Annotated in this window: 13 protein-coding genes, 1 tRNA gene and 1 pseudogene; 1 reads left to right on the top strand and 14 read right to left on the bottom strand. The window is 42.0% G+C overall.

The window, feature by feature from the left end:
• Positions 1-116: 116 nt before the first annotated feature.
• The 10 genes from ACQY77_RS21925 to ACQY77_RS21880 all read right to left on the bottom strand — a co-directional run bounded on the left by ACQY77_RS21925 (position 117) and on the right by ACQY77_RS21880 (position 17,716).
• Positions 117-4,463: a hybrid sensor histidine kinase/response regulator transcription factor gene (locus ACQY77_RS21925; RefSeq protein ID WP_421940183.1), complete on the bottom strand. Its 4,347-nt coding sequence runs from the start codon at positions 4,461-4,463 to the stop codon at positions 117-119.
• Between the two features lie 86 nt (positions 4,464-4,549).
• Positions 4,550-6,193 carry a glycoside hydrolase family 28 protein gene (locus ACQY77_RS21920; RefSeq protein WP_421940184.1) on the bottom strand — a complete coding sequence of 548 codons (1,644 nt, stop codon included), beginning with the start codon at positions 6,191-6,193 and terminating at the stop codon, positions 4,550-4,552.
• A gap of 9 nt (positions 6,194-6,202) precedes the next feature.
• Positions 6,203-7,114, bottom strand: a complete 912-nt coding sequence (locus ACQY77_RS21915; protein WP_428430112.1) for an alpha/beta hydrolase — start codon at positions 7,112-7,114, stop codon at positions 6,203-6,205.
• 8 nt (positions 7,115-7,122) lie between these two features.
• Positions 7,123-7,743, bottom strand: a complete 621-nt coding sequence (locus ACQY77_RS21910; RefSeq protein WP_421940186.1) for a hypothetical protein — start codon at positions 7,741-7,743, stop codon at positions 7,123-7,125.
• 71 nt (positions 7,744-7,814) lie between these two features.
• A complete protein-coding gene (locus tag ACQY77_RS21905; RefSeq protein WP_421940187.1) occupies positions 7,815-8,807 on the bottom strand; it encodes a pectinesterase family protein in 993 nt (330 codons plus the stop codon).
• 191 nt (positions 8,808-8,998) lie between these two features.
• The gene (locus ACQY77_RS21900) at positions 8,999-9,772 is read right to left on the bottom strand and encodes a rhamnogalacturonan acetylesterase (protein WP_421940188.1); all 774 of its coding nucleotides are present in this window, start codon (positions 9,770-9,772) and stop codon (positions 8,999-9,001) included.
• Between the two features lie 16 nt (positions 9,773-9,788).
• Positions 9,789-10,556, bottom strand: coding sequence for a rhamnogalacturonan acetylesterase (locus tag ACQY77_RS21895; RefSeq protein ID WP_421940189.1), 768 nt, complete (start codon positions 10,554-10,556; stop codon positions 9,789-9,791).
• A 120-nt stretch (positions 10,557-10,676) separates the two neighbouring features.
• Positions 10,677-12,719, bottom strand: a complete 2,043-nt coding sequence (locus ACQY77_RS21890) for a RagB/SusD family nutrient uptake outer membrane protein (protein ID WP_421940190.1) — start codon at positions 12,717-12,719, stop codon at positions 10,677-10,679.
• 11 nt (positions 12,720-12,730) lie between these two features.
• Complete coding sequence (locus tag ACQY77_RS21885; RefSeq protein ID WP_421940191.1) at positions 12,731-16,006, bottom strand: SusC/RagA family TonB-linked outer membrane protein; 3,276 nt, start codon at positions 16,004-16,006, stop codon at positions 12,731-12,733.
• Positions 16,007-17,640: 1,634 nt separating this feature from the next.
• Positions 17,641-17,716 (bottom strand) — tRNA-His (locus tag ACQY77_RS21880).
• Positions 17,717-17,891: 175 nt separating this feature from the next.
• Here ACQY77_RS21880 and rnhA point away from each other — a divergent pair.
• Complete coding sequence (gene rnhA, locus ACQY77_RS21875) at positions 17,892-18,362, top strand: ribonuclease HI (protein WP_421940192.1); 471 nt, start codon at positions 17,892-17,894, stop codon at positions 18,360-18,362.
• A 3-nt stretch (positions 18,363-18,365) separates the two neighbouring features.
• Here the strand turns inward: rnhA and fbp are convergent.
• The 4 genes and pseudogenes from fbp to gloA2 form a co-directional block, all read right to left on the bottom strand.
• Positions 18,366-19,444, bottom strand: a pseudogene (gene fbp, locus ACQY77_RS21870) (class 1 fructose-bisphosphatase).
• Positions 19,445-19,463: 19 nt separating this feature from the next.
• Positions 19,464-19,955 carry a metallophosphoesterase family protein gene (locus ACQY77_RS21865; protein ID WP_421940194.1) on the bottom strand — a complete coding sequence of 164 codons (492 nt, stop codon included), beginning with the start codon at positions 19,953-19,955 and terminating at the stop codon, positions 19,464-19,466.
• Positions 19,956-20,134: 179 nt separating this feature from the next.
• Positions 20,135-20,836: a tRNA1(Val) (adenine(37)-N6)-methyltransferase gene (locus ACQY77_RS21860; RefSeq protein WP_421940195.1), complete on the bottom strand. Its 702-nt coding sequence runs from the start codon at positions 20,834-20,836 to the stop codon at positions 20,135-20,137.
• 38 nt (positions 20,837-20,874) lie between these two features.
• Positions 20,875-21,258: an SMU1112c/YaeR family gloxylase I-like metalloprotein gene (gene gloA2 / locus ACQY77_RS21855; protein ID WP_421940196.1), complete on the bottom strand. Its 384-nt coding sequence runs from the start codon at positions 21,256-21,258 to the stop codon at positions 20,875-20,877.
• Between the last annotated feature and the right edge of the window lie 256 nt (positions 21,259-21,514).

Raw genomic sequence — 21,514 nt, 5'->3', positions numbered from 1 at the left:
GGATATTTTTTATTCAACAGGCCATTAAAACCCGTCAAAATGGGCTTTTGTGTACTTTTCGAATTGAAATGAGACTATAAAATAAGGCGGGTAGAGAAATGAATAAAACAGGACAATTAGTTTTTACTCTTTTTTAGTGTTCGGATAGATTTCAGATAATTGGAAGGGGTTTGTGCATATTGATTTTTAAAGCAAAGTGTAAAATACTTTGGACTACTAAAACCAACTGAATAGGCTACAACAGATATATTGTTTTCGCCAGCGTCTAAAATTTCTTTCCCTTTCCTGAGTCTGGTTTCCCTAACAAAATCTATAGGTGCCGTGTCGGTGAGGCTCTTAAACTTACGGTAAAATGCAGATCTGCTCATCCCCATCGATTCGGAAACATCATCGATATTGAATGCTGGCTCGTTCAGGTTATTTTCTACAACTTCAAGTATTTTACTCAAGAATACCCGATCGTATTCTGTAAGTACGTTCTCGGTTTCCACAACCTCATCTTTATCCTGTATTTGCTGAAAGGCCTGTTTTCTCCGGCTCACGATATTATCTACCGCAGCTTTCAACAGTGTGAAATTAAATGGCTTGGCCAGATAGTAATCGGCACCATATCTCAAACCCTCAATCTGGCTTTCGATCGAAAATTTAGCGGAGAGCAGCACTACGGGTATATGGCTGGTTGACACATCATTTTTTAGCGCATCAAGAAGTTCGATCCCATCTTTTTTGGGCATCATAATATCTGACAGGATCAAATTCGGGAGTATTCGTCTGGCCATTTCTAGACCTTCTTCTCCATCCGAAGCCGTTGTTACGTGATACGAGTCCAGAAATTTGTCTTTAAGGAATTTTTGCAGGTCTTCATTATCCTCTACAATCAGTAAGGTTGGCAAGGTTTCTCTTTTAGTGGCATCTAAATCATCTTCGTCAGTAGTCAGTTCCTCTTCCTTGTTCGGTTGAGTACCATTGTACTGATAGCTGTGCGCCACACGGGATTGCTCGAGCTCCAATATGATTTTGAGCCCTTTCGGATTATTGTGCTCAGCCCATATCCTGCCCTCATGCATATCAACAAGCTCTTTGGATAACGCCAGCCCTATCCCGGTACCCTTTATTCCCGTTTGCGGTAAATGGCTCCCTTGAAAGTACAGGCTAAACATGCTTTGCAAATCATTGTCGCTCACCCCTGTTCCTTCATCCGAAACGGTGATTTGAAAAAAACCTGAACGTTCAGATGTTCCCAGTTTAATCCAGATCCGACCTCCATCATCAGAAAACTTGATGGCATTCCCCAGTAAATTATAGAAGATTACTTCAAATTTATGTCGATCTACCCAGGCATTCAGCGTATGGCTTTCGGCCACCAAATCAATAGACAAGCTCCTGCGATCGATGGTTTCCTTGAAACTGAAAATCAATTCTTTGATCGTAGCAATCACGTCAACTTCGGCTTTAATTAAAGATTCTCTACCGCTCTGCACCTTGCGCAGGTTAAGTACCTGATTCACCAAATGAAGCATTCTACGTGCATTGGAAAGCACAACGGCTATATATTCGGTCCCTTTTGGTGATAAAGTCTCGCTTTGCTGAATCTCTTCACTAGGACTTATAATCATGGTTAAGGGGGTTCGCAACTCGTGCGATATCTGATTGAAGAAATCGACCTTTAATTCGGCAACCTGTTGTTCAACTGCAACCCGCTGCCTCAGTTTTAACATGGTTAAGGCATTGCGGCGCAGCAGTAAGATCACACCGCCCAAAATTACCACATAAAACAAGTAAGCCCACCAGGTTCTCCAGAATGGCGGATTGACAATAATTTCCAATGACTTGACCGGGATATCCCTGTAAAGCTCGTCGTTCTGGCTTTTTACCTGAAAAGTGTACTTACCTGGAGGTAGCTTGGTAAAACTCACACTGCGTTGCCCCTCGGTACTCCGCCATACTTCATCATAACCCAATAGCCGGTAGGCATAGGTTTGTTTTTCGGTGGCATGAAAATCTAAAACTGCGAAATCTATACTCAGCGTATTCTGATCGTAATCTAACTCAATCCTTTTGGTATAATCAACCTGGAATTGAAGTGGCGAATCCTCCCCTGGTTCTACTATTTTACTGTTTATTTGCAGTTTAGTAATCACCATTGGGGCCGAAACTTTAACGATATGAATGGCATCCGGATCAAACGACAGAAAACCACTGGTTGTTCCGAAAACCAACCGGCCATCTGGAAGCCGGGTACAGGAAGATTCTGAAAAGTTAGAGAGGTCAAGACCGTCGCTCTGATTATAATTCTGGAAACTCTTCCTGTTGGCAGACATTTTACTCAGACCGTTCTGCGTGGCGATCCAAAGGTTATGATTTCTGTCTTCAATACAGCTTAATAAAAAATCACTTGGCAGGCCATTTCTTGTAGAGTAGTTTACAAAAGACAGAGATTTCATGGGATCTGATCCCACAGCTAAATTCAATCCACCGGTCGTAGTCAGTACCCATACCTGCCCCTTCGAATCCGGATAAATGTACTGGATATCATTTCCACCAAGGCTGTTAATATTGCCCGGTTCTTTCTTGTAAGCCTTAAATACATAATTATCAGTTGAGGTCGATTGCGGATCGAAAATGAGTAATCCATCTGTTGTGGCAATCCAGATCAGCCCATTTTTATCTTCCGCCAGATGCCTGACTTTTCTAAATTCGTTTTTCGGATAGTTTTTAAAACCATTCTTAAGGGTTTTGAAATTAAATTCACCATTATTGTCGTCAATCCGAATCAAGCCCTCGTCGAAAGCTCCAGCCCAAATTTTGCCTCTTCTATCTTCAAGTATACAATAAATGGCATCACTGCTGATGGCATCCTTATTTTTAGGATCAGCTGCGAAATGCTTTAAGGCATTCATCTCTGTTATTTGGTTCAGGCTTCCATAATAAAGTCCGTTTCCCTTGGTGGCCAGCCAGGCTTTACCTGAACGCGTACCTTTAATAAAGTAGATACCGGCATTATTGCTCAGTGCCCCACCTAAATAAGTAGGCGCAGCCTTACCATTCTGGCTCATAAATAATTCGCCACGCTTATTTCCCATCCAGAGGTTACCGTTAAGGTCGCTAAAAACACCTCTTATTTCATTGCTTTCCCGATCTGCACTCGAGGGCTTCACCAATGTGTAGCTAAATGGATTTTCCTGGAAAACCATCTTATCAATACCCTCATAACCAGACCCGAGCCAAAGTACACCAATCGGATCGTAGTAGAAACGCACCACATTTTTTGATCGCGGATAATTAGCCAGTCTAGCGCTCAACAACTCCATTTTCCTCTCCTGAACGTTGTAAAAACTAATCTGCCCATCAAAATTGATGTGCACTGTTCCTGCCCGGTCTTCAAAAGCTGTAAAATTCTTTATTCCTTCATGAACGATATAATCCTTTTCAGGATAAAAATAATCTGCCTTATTTTTGGAGGTATCGAACCTAATTACGCCATGACGTGGTGAACCTATCCAAAGCCCTCCTGAAGAATCTTCAAACATATAGCCCAGTGGGCTCGATGCCCTGGTACTGAACAGCGTTCGGACCACATTGGCTTTATCTATTGCGAGGAGCTTACCAGCGGCAGTAGTGCAGTAAACATTTCCGGTACGGGATTCGATGAGGTGATTAATCGCTGTTGAAGATACCAATTGCTTTTGGATGCATTTTAAAGAACGGTTAAAACTTAACAGCCAACCATTGGAAGTACCGAGAGCCACACCATTTTTGGTATTGGCAAAATAAGTGGCCCTGAGCCCTTTAAATTCGTCAATCTCTTTGAGCGCATAATTACCCTGATGATCGCATTGCAATAAATGAGTACCCCGGGTGGATGTGATCCAAACATTTTTATTTGGATCGAGGTGAAAAATATTAATCGCATTGGATGGAATTTTGTGCCCCCCCGCTGCTTTTTCCGAAAACCAAATGGCCTGCGGATGATCACTCGATGAATTCTTTAGCAGTAATAAGCCAGAATTCTCTGTTTTAAACCAGATATCTGCACCAGAAACGGCCAGTATTTTCAAAAAGGTAATCTTACCTACTGCACTATCGTTAAGCAATTGAGCCAGAGAAACGAAAACACCTGATCTTTTATCAAACCTGTAAATATGCTTATCATAGGCCCCTAACCATAAAAACTGTCCTTTGCCATCCTCTACTATTTCATCAATACGGTTACTTTTAAGCGGAGATTTATCACCCGGATAGGATTTAAAGGTCTTAAACTGATAGCCATCAAAACGAGATATGCCTGCCCATGAACCAAACCACATAAAACCGTCGCGGTCTTTGGTAATAACCGTGATCCTGTTATCTGCCAGTCCATCTTGTGTAGAATAGTGATAGGTATTCAATACCAGTTGCGCACCGCATTGTGAAGCTACAAGCAGCGCAAAACAAACGATAACTATCCTGAGTCCTGAAAACATTTGGCTTTGTAATTTAATCAAAAATCTTAAACTGGAAACGAAATTATAGCTGATCAGCATCGATTATATCTCCAATTAACCAATAGCTACTTATAGCTTACTGCATTTTCCGATGCACCATTTTTCAATTCCAATACCTTATCAGCAGGGCGGAGTGATGTATTTAAAATCCTGATCTGCTCACTCTGTTCCCCGTCAATTAATAAAAGTGCCGGAGCGGCTGTGGTGTATTGCAGGTTATCAAAAGTAACATTCCGCGAATTGGTAATTTTCAATAATGGCTGTTTACTTTCAGTGGCCAATCGCAAATTGGTCATTTTGATATCAGCAGCGTCTGTAAGTTCTACACCTGAATCTGCAACGAGCCAGGAATTGTTAATGGTTATGCCCTGAACATTCATTTCAGACAAACCCCTGATGAAAACACCCACTTTGGCGCCATTGCAATTGATGTTGTCAAAAACCATGTTCCTGAAAACAGGTGTACCTTCATTAACCTTTGGTGTTTCATTCCGCTGACCATCAGTGGCAAATTTCACAAAGTAGAACATGTCAAAAAATATCGCTTCCTGTTTTATATCCTTCATATACACATTCCTGGCATAAATATTCTCTACTACTCCTCCTCTGCCTCTGGTAGATTTAAACCGAAGTCCCTTATCTGTTCCAATGAAGGTGCAATTCTCAATAAAGATATCGCGGGCACCGCCACTCATTTCACTGCCCACTACCACTCCGCCATGTCCGTTATAAACCGTGTTGCCTTTAATAATCCCTTCTGAAGATGGGATTCCGCGTTTTCTGCCCTCCTCATCCTTACCAGATTTGATGCAAATGGCATCATCACCAACATCCAATACACTGTTCTCCACTAAAAACCGCCTGCAAGATTCAATGTCTAAACCATCTCCATTCTGGGCATAGGCAGGGTTTTTAACTGTAACGGCCGATATCGTCAAATCCTCACACATAATGGGATGCAGGCACCATGCCGGGGAGTTCTGAAAAGTTACCCCTTCCAGCAAAATCTTTCTGCAACTTTTAAGCACGAGTAAATTAGGCCTTAGAAAATCTTTTATACCTGCAAAAGCGGTTAAATCCTTAGTGTCCTTTATCAGCATACTTTTACCTTGCTGATGCGCCTGTTTAAACTGCTCACTGGGGAACCAGGCTTTCTGGTCATCGCTCAATACGCCACCTGATGCTATTTTGGCCTTCCATTGCTGAGCGGTTAGCTGCGATTGATTAACTGCACGCCATTCATCGCCATTTCCATCAATAATGCCCTTACCTGTTATGGCAACATTTTCCAGGTTTGTTCCATTAATGGGGGATTCATTTCTGGCTGCACTTTTTCCCTCATAATCACCTGCTATGAGTTTATATTGGCTTTTATCTGTCGTAAACAGCAATGTTGAGCCGCGTTGTAAATGTAAATTGATATTACTTTTAAGATAAATTGGTCCGGTTAACCAGATTCCAGCAGGAATAAGCACGGTTCCTCCTCCCTTTTTACTACAAATAGCGATGGTGTTATTAATGGCATCAGTATTTAACTGTAAACCATTGGCCACTGCCCCATGTTGCACAATATTGAAGGTATCTTTATTAAAAACAGGTCGGGTAACCGCAGGCAATTTATCCCAGGAGTAAGCATTGCTTTTTTTACCTTGGGCAAGAAGAACAAGCGGAGAAACAATTAGCGCAAGGGTTATTATGGTGTTTTTCATTTGATGTTTTTATTTGGTTAAACTCAGTGGGATAATAGACATTTCGACCAGCCATTTTTCACAAAGGGAAGTCCACAATTCTGCCGACCCCGGGTTGTTTCGCAACGCAATGGCATGTGCCCCTTGTGGAAATACATGAAGACTACTTGTTACCCGGTGCTCCAGTAAGGATTGAAAAAACAAGATACTGTTATGTGGATCTACAGCATTATCGTTAAATGCATCTGCGATAAAGCAAACCGGTGTATTGGCACTAACCTGCAATTGGGTGGAGTATTGGATTATTTTTTCTGCACTGGGGTTTTCGCCTAACAGATTCTTTCTGCTGCCCTTATGTGCATATTTACCCATATCAATCACCGGAGAAACCAGGATCATGAAATCAGGACGATAGGAAACGGTATCGAGCTGGTCCCCGATTTTAACCAGATCGGCAGTTGCCGTTCCGGCCAGGCTGGCCAAATGTCCGCCCGCAGATGAACCCTGAATTCCGATCTTATCCGGCTTAATTCCCCAGTTGGCGGCATTACTCCTGATGTATTTAATTGCCCTTTGGGCATCCTGCAAAGGCGCTTTCTCCCTTTCAACCAGATCTAAATCATTAGGTAACCTATAGTTGAGCACGAACGCAGAAATACCTAAGGTATTAAACCATTTGGCCAATTGCGTACCACTGATGAGGTAAGCCAATCGCTCATAGCCCCCACCCGGACAGATCACCACAGCCGCTCCCTTATTTTCTTGCCTGGAGGGAAAAAAGCTATACATACCTGGGGTGGCAACACGGTAAACACGCTCATTGGCAATGCTGTCTTTGCGTTTACTACCCTTAGAGTTGGGTATTTTTTTGTTTGGGTATAGCGGAATAAATTCTTGCGCATTTGCTGAGCCTAACACAAAGCAAATCAAGATAAAGGCCATTAATTTCATTAGATTAATTTATTGATCGGTGTATTGAATTTACTGATGTATTTCTTTCCCTTTTTTACGCTATCTTTTTTTCTGGCAATGATATATACGGTTAGATCCGGGATTTTTCTTAATGAATGATCAATTAGCGATAGATTTGAATATGGTCCGGCAATGAGGTAGCCCTCTTGAAAAGATTTTGCATGGTTTGAATAAGGGAGCTGCGCCATATTGGCGAACACATCTTCTTCATGAATGAGTACAATCGCTTTTAAGCAGAGATTGGAAAGCTGTAACATCTCCATATCCTTTTTATGGATACAAATGGCCCCGCGATCGGCAACAGCTGACTCGGCCCTTACCATGAACTCTTTTTTCGGCAATATCCTTAACCATGCGTAAGATTTCCGAACCTCATCCCTCGCTTTCCCCTTTAACCGAACAGGTATTCCACCCAGACGTTCCGAAATAAAATAGTCATGTTTTTTAACATATACCTGAGCGCCTGATTCTTCTAAAGTATCAATCAAAAGCTCCATCGGATTTTTGGCTTTTAAAGCTTCTCTAAGCCCCCCAAGATGGTATTGGTGATTAATTGTAGGCTTAGGCACTGCCAGCCTTGCGAATTGAGATATTTTCATGGGTCGAATATTTTTTAGAATATATTTGTATAAATAGCCTTTATCATAAATTTTAGGGAGCAGATGATCTGTTAATAAGATGCATAGTTCCAGTCTCCAAAGATTTTGCTGATTTCAAAATCCGGCATATTTGACTTTTTAAGCTGCTTTGCCCAACTAACCCTTCCCTTAGTATTTGCGCCCGGGCCTGTACTGCCATATTCTGCATAATAAGCCGTTCGTTCCTTATTTGGAAACTCAGGATCTCCCGGCCATGGATGCCATCCATCAGCTGTAATGTGTGCCCCCATTGTGGTCCGTATAAAAACTGTTTTGGCGTAGGGCCGCCATGGTCTTCCCAGATAAACTTTATCAATCCCTGGTTTAGCCGTTAGTTCACAATCAAAAAAGACAAAACCATATGGCTGCCGGGCAGTGGTAGAGGCGGCAGTGATATAAGAATTCGCTAAACTTTCTAATGTACACCGCTGAAAAACCGCAGTAGCTTCCCCGAATATAAAATCTGTCGTCCCTGTGATCAGGCAGGACTGAAAGTAATTTTTGCCATCTTTAGCACAGTAAAGGGTATCCTGGTTACCGGTTATATTACAATTTATGGCCCTGAAGCGATCAGCTTCTACAGCGAGTGCTACTGCCTGCCCTACTTTTCCAGCCGTATTTTCAATGGTTAAATTTTCCATCGTACAGTCGTTTCCCTGCACAAGCACGGTATAGGAAGTATAGGTACTGTACTTAGCGTTGCCTGTAAAGTCTTTAGCCGGAAAATCTTTGCCAGAATAATCATTTCCCGTTATAATGGTTTTCTCCTTGCTTTCTCCTGCTATCCTGACGTTTTTCTTCCAGGCGGGAATAACTAATTTTTCGTGGTAAACACCTGCGGCAACTTTAATAGTAACCTTCCCCTGAAGGTGATCCCGAACAGAATTGACCGCCAGCTGAATGGTTTTAAAATCTGCATTTCCATCTTGCGATACAGTAATTATTTTTTCAGTTATTATTTCTTTCGCACAAACAGATCCGTAAATAGACAATACGGAAGCCAATAATAAAATTAATTTCTTCATTTAATGATAGATATCTGGTTAGCGCAATGGTGTGATTTAAGCCTAATGGCAATCGTATTGGGGTCAAAGTTACTAAGGCCCCCATTGCACGTGGTGTATTTTTTGTTCAAAAAAGGGCACATTCTATCCAAAACAGCGGAAAAAGTTATCCTGTTAGTGTCTACATTATTAAACTTAGAGCAATGGGCCGTCTACCTCACAGTTCTTGCTTTATTCCCCTTAACTATACTGTTAGCCAGTGGAAGTTTTAATGATTTAATTTCTTTCAATACAATTTCAGCCATTACCCGGGCCCCATAATCATTGAAATGTGTATTATCATGTCTTCCAAGAGGATAAATGGGATGTTCTGCCGAATCCAGTTCCATAAAAAGCCATTTGGATTTGCTTTCGCCTAAAAGTTGATATTGCTCACGGCTTTTAGCATCCAGATCGACAACCGGTACCGCTTGCTCTTCACCGAGCGCTAAAACTGCGGCAGTATAATCCTGATGTGTGGGTTGCGCAATACCTGCTTTAAAAGATCTGCGACTCACCGGAGTAATAAGAATTGGAAAGGCTCCTTTTGCCCTGGTTTCATGAATAAATTTATTCAGATTTCTTTTGTAATCGGGGACAGATGTATAACGCGCGGCGTATTGTGGTTCTTTAGCTTCATCATTATGTCCAAACTGGATCATAACATAATCACCTGGATTCAATGCATTTACTATTGGTTGCCAGCGGTTCTCTTCCAGAAAAGTGCGGGTGCTCCGTCCTCCTTTCGCATGATTCTTTACTACAACCTCGTTGTTAAAGTAATCCGCAAAAGGAGTCCCCCAGCCCGTAACGGGATAACGTTTAATATCCTGATCACAAACCGTTGAATCACCAATCAGGTAGATGGTGGTAAATTTATTGCGGACAGAACACAGTAAAATGGTTATTAGCATTCCCGTGCTCAGAAGCCATATATTTTTCTTCATTTTCTTATCATTAACATTATTTGCCCCAGTTAGATTTTACCACACGCTTGTTAAGGTCAGGAAAGATTTTTCTCAAATCCTTGAGTACGATTTGCGCCATTTTCCTTGCCCCGAGCTCGTTGAGATGCGTATCATCAATCTTCCCTTCCGGATAATTTGGATTTTGCCCAGGCAACAGGTGATTGAACAGGTATCTGGAATCTTCAACACCAAATTTTTCTAAAAGAAGCTGACTTTCCTTTCCCAAATCGATTAGTGTAACTTTGTGCTTGTTAGCAACTAATCTCATAACTGCGGCATACTGAACATGTGTATCCACTGTCTTTCCCAAAGAATCGAACTTGCGGCGGGCAACAGGTGTGATAAGAACAGGAATTGCTTCCTTTTTTCGCACACTGAAAACCATCATTTCTAAATTTTCACGAAATTCATCTTCACTCGTATAACTACTTTTAGAAGGAACTTCATCATTATGACCGAATTGAATAAGGACATAATCTCCACGGGTAGCATTTTCTGAGATATACCTCCATAGTCCGTCCTGAATAAATGTTTTCGTGCTCCTTCCGTTTTGGGCTTTGTTAACAATGACTACAGTAGAATCAAAGAAGTCATTCATTCGAGTTCCCCAACCCATTTCCGGTCGGGCTGATTTCGCTTTATCACTCATGGTGGAATCACCAGCCATATAAATGTGTACTTGTGGATCTTTATTAATGAAGCCTGCAGCGAGATAGCCTGCAGCCAGCAAGAGTAGTGCTATGGTTATTTTTTGCTTTGACATTTTAATATTCTATGATAAGTATCCTTTACTACTTAGCAGTCAGCCGTTGTTGCTGATCTGCCAGTAAAGCTAAACGACTGTTATTTACCCCTTAAGTAATTTCATTAAATCAATGCGTGCTTATTGCTGCGCCAAACCATAGCCATTGGTCACTTTTCCTTTCGACTGTCTGATCGTTTCTGCAGGAATAGGCCAGTAATACCGGGGTGGATCGCCAGCTGAGGTAATGCCCGAAAGCAGGTTTCTTTTATAAGCCGCTTCATAGGTAATCAGTTCGATAGCCCAATTGGTTTTAACATATCCGTTGTTTTGCAGGGCAATGGCCTCAGCACTGGCTGGATTAATGTAACGGAACAAGCCTTCAATAGCAATATTATGATTGGTACCCACCACCTTACTACTTACAGCAGGAAGAGAGCTATAATTGAACTGCCCACGCCATGCCGGATAGGTTGCCGTATTGGTTGTGTCCAGGCAATCGTAAGTCAAGGGATTGGCTAGGTTAACCATTTTGACCCAGATATAATTAGATATGGTATTACCATTGCTAAAAGTATAGTATCCCTGAGCTTTTAAACCATTGGTCATGGCGGTCATCTCCTGTTGTACAGCAATTGCCCTTTCAGAAAAAGTGCCCGAACGGATCAAATCCCATCTGCGGGTACCTTCACCCAGTAACTCAAACTTGCGTTCCTTCAAAACGGCATCCTTTAGGGCTTGCCCGGAGAGGGCCTGGATATTATAACTGGAGCTGCCGAATGCCCTTTGTCTGATTTGATTAACCAAACCTACTGCATCTGCTTCACCAAGTTCAGCTTTAACCTCGGCCAGCAATAAAATAACATCGGCCATCCTTAACATCGGCCAGTTCATACCCGAATTTCGCTGTGCCGCAACAAATGGCGGGTTCATCCGGTTGTCGTCCCATTTATTGGTAGAAATACCGCCTGTAATCTTGTTACCGGGAATAAAAGAAAGCATTTTTTCGTTTCCATCGCCATTACTTCCGGTTACCGCAACACTAACATCCCTCCTTTTATCTGCCTTCAGGTATTCGCCATAATAAACTGTAGGCACAATGCGAACCGCCCCAAATACCTTTGTAGGCGCTGCATTTGCACTTCCTCCGTCTGATGGCCTGCCAAATGCATAGGTATACTCACTGGTGGTCGTCAGCGCCCCGCCCTGAATGTTGCCTAATTCAAATATAGATTCAGGACTTACCTGAAAATCATGATAATACTGGAAATTGCGCTGAAAGGGATTATTGGCTACCGCTCTGCCATCGGCAACGATCAGTTGGGCCGTACCTTTATTGTCTATCGCCTTTTGAAAATACGTTTTTGCTGTCTGGTAATAATTCAGGTAATCTGTTCGGCGGGCATAAACGCATTTATTCGCTTCATTGCCCTTCCTGGTAAAAGTTACTTCCCCATATAAGCCATTCACATCTGTACGGATGGTTTGATATCCTCCAGCATACAAGGCCAGCTGACCTATCAAAGCATTACAAAAGGTCCTGGATAAACGTTCAGCATTTATATTCCCTTCTCCCAGTCTATGCATCAGAGGTTCCACCACCTTAAGTTCATTAATTAAGTTATCGTAAATGGTAAAACGTGAAGTTAAGGTATAATCATCCACTACCTTGTTCTCATATCCGTACGGCACATCTCCAAAACGTTTAATGAGTTCAAAATAACAGAAAGCCTTCAAGGTAACTGCTTCTCCATAAAGCTGGGTCCAGCTAGATACCCTTCCTGCGGCTACATCTTCCTGATATGCCGATTTAGCCCCCACCAGTTCGGCTACCTTGCTGGCACGGGATAATGTAGCATACAAACCATTAAAACCACCTATAATGGCGTCAATGGGCAATTGATCTGAACGCATGATGGCATTCAGGTTATTGGAAGAGCCATCTTCGGGATAAATTTCGGCATCCGAGCCAACCGGATCATTCCAACGGTACAAGCCCATAACCGCATTCTGACGATAATTCGCATAACACCAGCTCAATATTTTAAAGGTTTCTGCCGGCGTGGTGGTCACAAACTCATCATCAACGCTGGATGGCGATTTTGCATCCAAAAACTCTTGTTTACACTGGCTAAAGCTAATGCAGCACACAATACCTGCTATATATATAATTGACTTTTTCATTCTCTTTTCTATTAAAAATTAACATTAAGACCCAAAACAAAGGAACGGGCGCGCGGATAAGCGCCGTAATCTAAGCCTGTTGTAGGGTATTTGGCCTGGTTGGCATTTTCACTGCTATTTACCTCAGGATCCAGTCCAGAATATCCCGTTAAGGTGAATACGTTGTACACACTGCCGTAAATGTAAAAGTTGCTCATTTTAGCTTTTGAAATCAGGGCCTTTGGAAGCCGATACCCCAGCGTAAGCGTATTTAAACGGAGAAAAGAACCATCTTCTATCCCTAAGCTTGAAGTAATTCCCCCCTCATTATATGCCAGCGGAAGTGTTGCGTTGGCATTGGCCGCATTTAACTGCTCTGGTGTATTTAATCGCACCAGCTGACCGTTTATTACATCGTAAATCTTATAAGATCCGTTAGAAATGGCCAGTTTGTTTTCATATACTCCAGCTTCTTTAGGTCCGGATAGAGAAGCCAGCTTGGTTGCATTATAAATCTCATTTCCGTAGCTCCAGTTAAAGAACATTCCTAAATCAAAGCTTTTATAAGCTACGTTTAAATTAAATCCACCTGTGTGGATTGGATTCATATTGCCAATAATCCCTACATCGTTATCATCAATTTTGCCGTTTCCATCCAGGTCTTTGAATTTAGGAAGCCCCGGATAGGCACCCTGGGATGCCGGACGATTAGCCGTGCTAAGCCCATGAACAACACCGGTAACGGTAGCGCCCACATCTGCAATTCCACTTTTTAAAGTATATAAGCCGTTGTTATAGGTAAAATCTGCCGGTGTGTAAAAACCATCGTAAGTTAAACCCCTCACCAAACCTACCGGACTACCCACTTTCAATATATAATCTGCAGTGGGATATGCTGCTGAACCTGCCCAGGCAGATCCATAAAGCCCGGTGATATTGCTGGCCAAATTATCGATCTTATTTTTATTGAAATTGATGTTTCCCCCTGCACTAACCTTCCAATTTTCTGTTTTAAATAGTGTTCCTGCTAGTGATATTTCGACCCCGCGATTGCTCGTTTGCCCGATATTGGCTGTGGTAGAAGTAAAGCCCGTTATACCGGGGATGGGCGTATCCATTAACAGATCTTTTGTGGTGTTCCAATAAGTTTCTACGGTACCAGAAATGCGATTGCCAAACAAAGAGAAATCAGCACCTATATTCCGGGTAATGGTCGTTTCCCACTTCAAATCTTTATTAGCCAGCACAGCATTAACCTGATAGGCAGACTGGCGGGCATGGTTAATGGCATATTGCGAACGTTCATCGGTTACGGAACCCCAGGCCTGTGTCCATAAACTCGGACTAATCCCATCGTTGCCTACCTCACCATAAGATGCTCTTACTTTTAAATCATCAATCCATTTAATGTTTTTCATGAAAGCCTCCTCAGAAAACCGCCATGCAATGGCCGCAGCAGGAAAATATCCCCAGCGGTTATTGGGTGCAAAGCGCGATGAGCCATCAGTACGGAAAGTTACGGTAAACAGATACCGGTCAAACAACGAATAATTGGCCCGTCCGAAATAAGAAATCATGCGGTTTGGAAAACTCACATCAGATGAAAAACCAAAAGAATTAGTGGGCTTATCATATTGGTTAATTTGCGCAAAGGCGGTTTCCTTGGTAAAGTTAGAAGGGAATCTGGCTGCCTGTACCGAAAGGCTTGTTCCGCCCGAATTTGCGAATTCATAGCCTGCGGTTACATCGAACTTATTAGCTGCATTAATCACCCGTTCATACTTTAAGATATTTGTCCAGCGCATTCCCCAGCTATCTGTTTTACGGTAATCTACTGCACCAGAATAGACCTTATTGCCTGAAATATCATCTGCATAGTTGTTGTAGATGGCGCCAGTCCAATATTGTCTAAGTCCCCAGGCAGTGTTTAAACTGAAATCGGTATGATAAGTAAGGCCTTTTATTATTCCCCAGTTCAAAGAAGCGATGGCCACTACATTCTGGTTTTTAGAGTAGGGATCAAAATCCTTGAGGCGTGAATACGGACTATTGTTATCCCATAAAGAATTTTTACCATAACTTTCAATGTTTCCCGTTCTCAGCGCAGCAAGATCGCCCAATATGTGTTCTGTTGCAATTGGCCGGAAACGGTAGGAAGACGAAAGTATGGAGCCCATTCCCGTAGTGGTGCCTTCATCGCCCAGGGCTGGCGTACGGGTGTAGCGTGTATTTAAATCGAAGGTTAAATTATCAGATATTTTCTGAGTAACCTTAAATGTGGCATTTGCCCGTTTGAGGTAAGAGTTTATCTTCATCCCCTGATCATCTACATAGGTAGCAGAGAATAATATCTTGGTTTTATCTGTGCCTCCTGTTAGGGTTAGGGAATGATTCCAGGATACGGATTCATTGTAAACCTGTTTTTGTATATCATCAGAAGCTAGACCTCGATAGCTTTCTATCCCGCCCGCATTATTACCTGCGTTTGCACCCAAGCCATATAATTTCTCAAAGGGTGTCTGGTATGCCACACCATTGGCTGCAGTATTGGCCCATACGTACTTTAAATACTCATACGGACTCAAAGATTCCAGATATTTTGTTGGCCGGTTAAATTTAACATAACCATTATACGTTACATTGGTTTTTCCAGCCTTAGCGGCTTTTGTGGTTACCAAAATTACACCATTTGCGCCCCTGGCGCCATAAATAGCGGTAGAAGATGCATCTTTCAGTACATCTATACTCTCCACCTGGTCACTGGGTATATCACCTAACGATCCTGGGATCCCATCAACCAAAATCAATGGTTGGTTACTCTGCGATATAGACCCCCCACCCCTGATCCGGATGGAAATATCAGCACCCGGTCGGCCATCCTGAGTAACGATTTTTACCCCAGGCAGCTTACCCTGCATCGCCTGTCCAATGTTAGGCACCGGCGTTGCAGCAATATCTTTTCCGGTTACCGAAGCTACAGATCCTGTTAAATCGCGCCTTTTCACTGTTCCGTAACCAATAACTACCACATCATTCAGCGTGTTCTGTGTTTCTTTCAAAACCACATCAATGTTACTGCGATTAATCACCTTTTCTTCAACACTGACAGATCCGATGGAGGAGAATACCAAAATGGCATCTGCTGAACTTACTTTAATGGTGTAACGTCCCTGGGCATCAGTTACTGCCCCAAGCGTTGTTCCCTTAACCTGCACACTTACCCCGGGCAGGGTTTTGTTTTGCTCATCGCGCACAACACCGGTAATGCTTTTTTGCGTTTGTTGTGAAAATGCGGCTAAGTTGATCATCAAAAAGCAGAAAAAACTTAGGCATACAACCCACCGGAAAAAATGCCTTTTCAAATAACATTGTTCCCTACTGGAGTAGAATAGATTTGTAGTCATAATTAAATCATATAAATGGTTAGAAGATTAGGCAGGATCACCTAAAAAGTTTTTGGACTGTGTACTGTTGGCATGAACCTATCTCATAGTTTTGGTTTTGTGGCATTCATGCCTGAGGCATTATACCGGGATAAATACTTGGTTAGCTAAAATGCCCGGTACCGATTGAATACCTGTAGCATTACGAAGTACAATTTCGCAAAGCTTAACTGCCAGGAGGGATATTATTTGGTCAAATAGGGATATTTTTTGAACATTATTAATATGGATTATCTTTTTAGTTCAGTCACGCCACCACACACCCCCTCACCCGGTCTTCGATCTTAATGTTTTGTAACCCAGACGGCAACATTGAAAGATAGTGCTCGGATGCCAGACGGCAAATAGGCAAACGCACAGTTTTGCTCTTGGTACTCAAGCCTAACCGTTGACACTAGTGTAAAAATTGTACAGATATGGTAGTTGGTAAAGGAGAATAATTTCAAAAATTGCAGCAGGATATCCCGTTGTAGCTAGGCTTTAAGCCTGCAGCCGTCTGCAAGGCTGAAAAGATCGGCCCAGGCGAGATCGAAAATTCGTTTCTATCTGGTGTATTCCCTAAAACAGCAATCCATGAATTTTACCGTAGTCCCTGAGGATTCTGCGGCAAGTGACGGCTTTATCGACGGACTGCTGTCAGTGCTCATGGAGAACGGGTCAGACTGCGTATGGGTCAGTACCTCGCGCAGGTTATCCCCGCTTCACTCGCGCTGTTCAAGGTCGTGCCGGAAAGTATCATCTTTGTAGATGTGCAGCAGGAGAAAGATGTACTCTGGATCACAGAAGAAGCGCTGAAGTGTAAGGGATTTGCTCCCCTATTTAGCCGAGCTTCACAATGTCATCCTTATTGAATCTCGCAGCTTGCCGTAGAATCCAGTGGCGTAACTGGATTTATCCTTCGAAAAGATGGAAACAAAACTGCAAGCACCGTAGCCAACGCAAGGTGGAAAATCAGTCCCCTACCTTCGCAGACCGAAGACGGTATGCCTGGCCTTGGATTTCCCCGCTGGCAGGTTGAGCTGCTGAAAGTACGTAATGGCAACCCGGGAAGCTTCATCCTGGAGTGGGCCGGATAAAAATTCGAAGAAATAAAAAAATCAAAAGAAAATGTGATGTGGTCTGATCTAAAGGACAGGCAAATTGCATAATGGGTTATGCAAAGGCGTTTTGTTTCCATATTTTTCCGTCAGCTGCTGGCTGACTGGCTGGTTATCCGCAGGCCTGAGCTTAAAGAAGTGCCCTTTGTTTTCGCCCCGCCCCCAATCATGGGCGCATGATAATCACCGCAGTCAGCCCCCTGGGTAGGCCTGGAAGTTGATATGAAAGCAGCCGAAGCCAAGGCGGTCTGCCCCGGACTGGAAGTCTTAGATGACAAGCCAGGCCGCCAAAGAAAACTCTTAGAGGGGCTTGGGCAATGGTGCGTCAGATATTCCCCAAAACAAAGAGTTAAAAGCAAAAAAAAGGGGCAAAAGACTATTAAAAATCTCTTGCCCCGTTACGGGTGGAAGATGGGGCTCGAACCCACGACCCTCGGCACCACAAACCGATGCTCTAACCGACTGAGCTACATCCACCGTATTTTTTGGTGTCACAAAAGTACGACTTTTAATATTACCTGCAAATAAAATTTAATGTTCAACAGCAAAAAATATTTAATTGGCTATTTTTCAATGGATTTAATTTTCGCATTAAGATTTAAAAATGAGATCGTCATAGATTTTAACCCGAAAAACTTAGCTTTGTTCTGTTTATGATCGAGATTTACACAGACGGAGCAGCAAGCGGAAACCCAGGGCCAGGTGGCTATGGAACAATACTAAGGGCTGGAAAGCACTATAAAGAACTGAGTGGTGGTTTCAGAATGACAACCAATAACCGCATGGAGCTGCTTGCAGTAATCAAAGGTTTAGAAGCATTAAAAAGTTTAAATCAAGATGTAACCGTATACTCCGATTCTAAATACGTGGTGGATGCAGTAGAAAAAAAATGGGTATTCGGTTGGAAAACCAAAAACTTTAAGGATAAGAAGAACAAAGATCTCTGGATTCGTTTTCTGGAGCTATACAAACTCCACAAAGTGAAATTTATCTGGATAAAGGGTCACAACGACCATCCAGAGAATGAGCGTTGCGACCGTTTAGCTGTGGCAGCATCGCAAGACAGGCAAAACCTGGCCATTGATACTGTATTTGAAGTAGAACGTACTAAGGCAAGCGTATAATTATTAATCTATTCCGCCAACAACACCTAAATTTTCAAGTTTAACTTCTACCTTTTCGTCGCTGGAAAGGGGTTGTGGTGTATAAATATGCATCATTTCTTCAGCCTTCTCTACCATGTGCTTTGAACCTATAAAAATGGGCACACGCTGGTGAAGTTCGGATGGATCGATGTCCAAAATCCTGTCAAAACCGGTACTGGCTTTGCCCCCGGCCTGCTCAATAATAAAAGCCATAGGATTACACTCATAAAGCAACCGTAGCTTACCGTTAGGCGAACTCGAAGTAGTTGGATAAATATAAATTCCACCTTTAATCAGGTTACGGTGAATATCTCCTACCATAGAACCAATGTAACGTGAAGTATAAGGCCGTTTAGATGCAGTATCCTCTACCTGGCAATATTTGATGTATTTCTTAACACCATCCGGAAAATGGACATAGTTACCTTCGTTAACTGAATAAATATAACCCGTTTCAGGAATTTTCATTTGCGGTGCGATAAACAGAACTCACCAATTGAAGGATCTAAGGTAAAGCCATTTACACCTTTACCTGTAGTATAAACCAGCATGGTAGAAGAACCGTAAATAATATAGCCGGCAGCTACCTGCTCTGTACCTTTTTGCAAAACATCCTTCAAAATCGCTTTTCCATCTACCGATTTCCTGCGATAAATAGAAAATATGGTTCCAACCGCTACGTTAACATCAATATTAGAAGATCCATCCAGGGGATCAATACAAACGATGTATCTTGCATTTTGTGAAACCGGAGATTCGATATGAATAATTTCATCCTCCTCTTCCGTGGCTACAATACAACACTCTCCACCACTGGTTAATGCCGCAATAAACTGCTCATTGGCGTAAACATCTAATTTCTTTTGCTCCTCTCCCTGAATGTTAGTCGTTCCAACATCGCCTAAAATGTCTACTAACCCTGCTTTGTTTACTTCACGGTTAACGATCTTTGCAGCTATACCGATATCTCTCAGTAGCCTTGATAATTCTCCTTTGGCATAAGGGAAATCTGCCTGTTTTTCAATAATAAATTGTCCTAATGTTTTTACGCCGCAAACCATACTTAGTGTACTTTTTACATTATCTACCCGATAACTCTATAACCTCTAAGGTATGAATATTTTCGTCAGTAATGCAAAAACGGATCAGGGTTCTCACTTTGTGCCAACCGTGTTTTCCCGCCGCTCCGGGGTTTATATGCAGACATTTTATCTTTTCATCATACATCACTTTCAAAATATGAGAGTGACCGGTTATGAATAATTTCGGAGGCTTAGTGTAAATTTCAGGCTTAACAAAATTAGAATACCGGCCGGGATATCCACCAATATGAGTCATCCAAACATCCACCCCTTCACAGGTAAATCGATTTTGTTCTGGAAACTCAGTCCTGATCTCAACATCGTCTATATTTCCATAAACTCCCCGGAGCGGTTTGAAAGCTGCCAAAGGTGCTGCCACATTGGACCCAAAATCTCCCGCATGCCAGATTTCGTCAACCTTGTCAAAATGCTTGAAAACAGCCTCATCTAAAAAACCATGTGTATCCGAAATTAATCCAATTTTTTTCATTATGTATAGCAATATGTAATGTTGTTTTACAGCATTTTAACGCATTAAATATATCTCTTCATCAAAAACGGCTGCTGATATTTCATGTTTAAAGGCATTGTTTGCAAACGAAAAGTACAGACAAGTAATGAAAAATTATTATATCATTTTAGCATTTAGTATACTTTTTCAGTTACTGATTAAAAGGCCAGAAAAAAATCTTTTAACAACTGCTCATAAGGCTTAGTATATTGCTGAAATGACTGATAAATAAAAAAATGGCTTTCAAGCAACTCAACATTCGCCTTACCCAGTACAATAATCTGTCTGAAAACAGGCTTACTTTCATCAGAATGGATTTGAATCCGTTCCAGCAGGCTCATACCGTTCAATGCAGCAATACCCACTACCAAATCAGCTTGCTTAGGCGGAAGAATTAACCAGAGCCTTCCCCCATCATTTAATAATCCCGAAGATTTAACAACCAGGGCGTTAAAAAAGTCTAAATCTGCATGCCTTGCAATCCCTTTACGCCGTTCTTCACTCCGTAAATCGTTGAGAAAAAATGGCGGGTTAGAAACAATCAGGTCAAACTGCTTATCGCTAACGTAATCTTGAATAGCCACATGCCTGCCAACCAAACGGTCTTTAAAAATTGATTGCTGAAAATTATATTCGGCAGTTGAAGCGGCCTGTTCATCAATTTCAATTGCTTCTACCCGGGCCGCAGGATACCGCTGAGCCAGCATAAGCGCTATCACCCCTGTACCGGTACCAATATCTAATATTTCAGCAGGTGAGGGATGACTTGCTTTTGCTGCCAATAATACCCCATCTGTATTGATCTTCATGGCACAACCCTGCTGATCTACCTCAAACTGCTTAAACTTAAAAACACTCATATAGCGGAATACTTATTGAAAAAGGGTAATGACTATACTTACCTTTCATACAGCTCCAAAGGCAATCCATCCGGATCATTGAAAAAAGTAAAGCGCTTATCTGTAAACTCATCAATACGCAGAGGTTCTGTAGTAATACCTTGTTGATTTAACCGCCTAATCTCCAACTCAATATCATCTACTTCAAAAGCCAGGTGCCTTAAACCCTGGGCTTCCGGCCTTGATGGGCGGGCAGGCGGATTCTCAAAAGAAAACAGTTCAATCTGATAAAGTCCATTAACAGCCAAATCCAACTTATAAGACTTCCGTTCCTCCCGATACACTTCCGCCAGAACAGTAAACCCTAATTTTTCTACATAAAAATCCTTAGAACGCACATAATCTGAACAGATAATGGCTATATGATGAATTCGGTTAAACATATTATTATAATAATGATTGAATTTTGAATGACTGGCCAATTGAATCACCAATACTATTAAACTATTGACTAATGACTAATGACTAATGTACCAATGCCCAATAACCATCAAACCACATTGCAAATCTGCACATTCTCTGATTCAAAATTCAATCCTTCTATCATTTTTTATCATTTACACATTCAATCATCCCCAATCATTCATTCATTCAATCAATCATTCAATCATTCAATATTGTATATTTTCTTTCATTTAA

The organism is Pedobacter sp. (assembly GCF_965279535.1).
GTDB lineage: Bacteria > Bacteroidota > Bacteroidia > Sphingobacteriales > Sphingobacteriaceae > Pedobacter.
Note: the sequence above shows the minus strand (reverse complement) of the source record. Positions and strands in the feature narration are given on the sequence as shown.